General features: G+C 37.5%; 3 protein-coding genes. All 3 read right to left on the reverse strand.

The features are described from left to right. The coding region (locus AC220I_RS19715; protein ID WP_486725577.1) for an Ig-like domain-containing protein at positions 1 to 1,536 on the reverse strand (1,536 nt) is incomplete at its 3' end. 14 nt (positions 1,537 to 1,550) lie between these two features. Next, positions 1,551 to 3,023, reverse strand: coding sequence for a prepilin-type N-terminal cleavage/methylation domain-containing protein (locus AC220I_RS19720; RefSeq protein ID WP_486725578.1), 1,473 nt, complete (start codon positions 3,021 to 3,023; stop codon positions 1,551 to 1,553). Positions 3,024 to 3,049: 26 nt separating this feature from the next. Then, on the reverse strand, positions 3,050 to 3,568 hold the full coding sequence (locus tag AC220I_RS19725; protein ID WP_486725579.1) for a hypothetical protein: 519 nt from the start codon (positions 3,566 to 3,568) through the stop codon (positions 3,050 to 3,052). Positions 3,569 to 3,735: the final 167 nt, after the last annotated feature.

The raw sequence follows: 3,735 nt of genomic DNA on the forward strand, positions 1-3,735 counted from the left end.
GGTAGGTTCCAAGGCAAGACCAGTAACAGCCACCCTGTTGATAACCGTCAGTGTAAACGTTGCTGTTTTGCTTGGATCCACACTTGAAGTTGCTGTAAAAATTGTCGTTCCAAGAGTGCTCGTATCCACTGTACCGTTCCAAGTCACTGGCGTATATATGTCATTTCCAACAGTCATAGTCGCTTTAAGGACCGATGGTAGTGAAAACAAGTCATCTTTATAAACTGTAGCGCTTTCACTCTGTAAGGCTACAATTTGTCCAATATTTTCAAGTTGCTTATATTTTGCTTTAAAATAATCACTAACGCTCGATATTTCATCAGCGGTAAGTGTCCCCTTAAAGACCACAATTTCGGAAATATCTATATCATGATTTCCAATGATAATATCGTTGCTGTCTGAAACGTATACAGCTTGATTAAGACGCCATTCGTTATTGATCATCTCACCTGTTGAAAACAATTGTACAATGCCATTTTCAAAATATGGCGAACTGTCATCTCCACGTGTTAAAGTAAAAACGGTTAGGGTCTCACCCAGTAATGCATTGTGATTTACGATGCTATTTGTTGAATCATTATAATTAATGTATCGCCCTGCAAATTCTCCATTGATCTCATTTTCAATAATTAGTGGTCTTGATGCCGCATTTGATGGCACTGCATCTTTAGAATAGGAGGATATATCCACCCATTTCTTTAAAAAATAGTCATCTCCAACTAAGACATATTGATTTGTATCCTCTAAATCTATACTCGAAGCATCTAGGTGCAGTAAGGGTTCCTTAGAAATAATAGGCAAGCCAGATATATATATGGGATGACTCGGAACAGGTTCCCCTATTTTTCCTGATTTAGATGCAGGTGTGACTTCAAGCACAATATGTCTTCCACCATAAGCCGTCACATTGTTTAGATTTATATCAGTTGTTGTTTCTATGAGTGCGTAATCATCTGGAAATATCGGATATTTATTTCCCCACTCCATTTCAGTTATTGCCCCATGTGGTACTGGAATATTAAAGCCAGCCCTAGAAACATACCAACGATAAGTATTTACCAAAAATAAATCAGCATTCACTGGTGATAGGACAAAAGCCCCTACAATGTTGGTCGATGGTTTTGCATAGGCAAAATCCACAGGTATTGCATTTGATCTCAAAGTAGCGGTTACAGATTCAATACTTGGCACAGGAAGGCTCAATGGCTGATTGTCTGACAACAAGGTGACCAGAGTTTGATTACCAACTGTATGCGATACGGAAAGGACTTTAATATCAATCCCAGGTTCAAAGACATCCTCTAATGTTACATACGTCAGTGCTGCACCTTCAGTCGGATCCTTAATTTTGCTCTTCATTAGGGAAATTTCTGCTTCCATTTGCTCTTGGCCCAGAAATTGATTTGAAGTTCTCTCTCTGTCAATGACAATAAAATTCATATTGGCTGAAAAAACTGATAAAAATCCAGCAGCAATGATCCCCATGATCGCCAATGATAGAATAATTTCAATTAAAGTAAATCCATTTTTTTTCATCTTTAATCCTCAAATTATAAACTTGGTCCACGAATAAACCACAAATCTCTCATGATTTCTGATTTAATTTCATCCAGTACAATATCAATATCTAGACTATCTGTAAATCTGTAAATATCACCACTTTCTGCACCTGCAGCAATAGCAATATTGTTGACACTGTTTAGTTCTGATTCCAATGAGGAAAACCCAATTACAAATACTTTAATATTGGCATTCTTGATATAACTCCCAATCAGTTCCACATATCGGTCCGTAACATAATTTTCATAGTTACCCCCTCCAATAATACCTGCCTCATCCCAATCCCAAGAATTATTCCACCAAGTCAGATTCGATTGATAACCATCATTCACTCGGTATCTTGAATCCCCCGTGCCACCAACTGAGGTTGCCATCGTGGTTACACCATCCACCAAAATGATCATATAGTCTCTCGATGTAAACTGACTGCCATATTCACTCATTGTAGTTACATTATCATGGAACCATTTGTTCCTATAGTATGCACGTCTCATACCATCTCCGGTATTTGTGCCGCCACTTGCATTTAAATCATTAATTAAATCAATAAGTTGCGATTTCTCAGATCCAAGACTGACTCTGTAAAAAGGATGGGTCTGACTTGAAAACTCGGATGTTGGCGTAGGATAATTGGCAGATCTAGAAAAAGGCACAAGGCAAATCTCTACATTTTCTTCACGTGAAAATGAGTTAATCATGCCTTCAACAATCTCTCCCGAGGGCTTTGTATAGCCAACCAAAGCATTCTTTAATTTCGTGATACGCATTTCTGAAGTTGGTACACCCGTTTGATTTCCATTCAAATCATAGGCCATACTTCCAGAAGTATCCACAACAATCGTGATGTCGCCTACTATTTCTTCTTCAGGCCGTTCATCAGACCGATACGCAATTGCAACAGCAGGATTTGAAATAGTCCCTCGGTCTACAATCTGAAGCGCATTAAGTGCATCTATATCCGTTTCAATGGTTATTTTTCTACTATTATCTCCGAGCACAGTTCCAACCAGCTTGAATTTTAAGATTTTATCATTTGGATCCGTATTCACCTTTTGAAAAGTCAAATCAAACTCAAGATTTTGTTGGTCTGGTACAATGACTTCCTTCCAATGTTTGGTGATACCGCCTCTTTCCTCATAAACATAACGAATAATTTCTTTTTTGTCCGAAGAAACACCTAAATAATTCCATCCCGCTGTGAGATTTGCTTCGAAAAAACGTCCTTCCGGAATTGTGAAAACTGCTGATGAGTACCTTACTGCTGTATTGGTTTTTTCAGATGCCGTACGCATTTTAGCTTGAAGTTGGTATTCATCAAAGGTAGATTCATGTGCTTTGGTTGAAAAGAATATTAAACTGGTGCTTAAACTCATAGCGACCAACAATATCGCTAATACGACCAATAGCTCCACTAGGGTAAAACCACGATTTGATTTTATTAATTTTCTATTTTGACAAGTCACACTAACCTCCAAGGACAAAAGAATGCCTATTGATAATCTCTTACGACGTTTAAATGGTTCTCAGGATCTATTCTCATGTATGTTACTGCAGTGCTTGTTGCATCTGTGAGATGCCCCTCAGACTTAATCTGAATCCATCTTTTTCCTTCTATCGTTACGCTTCCAATCGTTACAACAACACTACCAACAGTGTTTGTGCCATCCATAATCGTATGTGTATAACTCACATCTGTTTTTGCTGCATCAAAGCTTTCAATATATTGCTGACCTGTTGAAGGGTCGTTTGCCATAAGCGCAGCATATCCGATTTCAATACCAGATAGTGCGACATAATAAGCCTCAAGACGATCTCCTTGATTATTGGTTTCTAGCATGTCCTGCCTAGCATAAAACACAACAGCCGTTGCAATTATTGTCACCATTAAAAACAAGATAATCGTCCATAGAATTGCAACACCTTTTTCTTGATCTCTAACTATTTTAAACTTGGCTGTTAAATATTTTTTAAAATGATTTTCACTTTTTTTATAATCCTTCTTAACCATCAATTTTTTCTCCTTGATTAGCGCCGAAATCACTTGATAAGAATCCTAAAAAGATCCAATAGACATATGCTACTGAAACAACACTTATGTTAAAAAAGGCTTGAATTAAATATCCAATAACACTCATGTAAATGGGAAGAATATAAAGGTTCTTCTTCAATGCGTAA

It is taken from the genome of Fusibacter sp. (genome assembly GCF_057447755.1).

Excerpts from the sequence above, each read along its gene's own strand:
- AC220I_RS19725 (WP_486725579.1), bottom strand. The coding sequence starts at position 3,568 with ATGGTTAAGAAGGATTATAAAAAAAGTGAAAATCATTTTAAAAAATAT.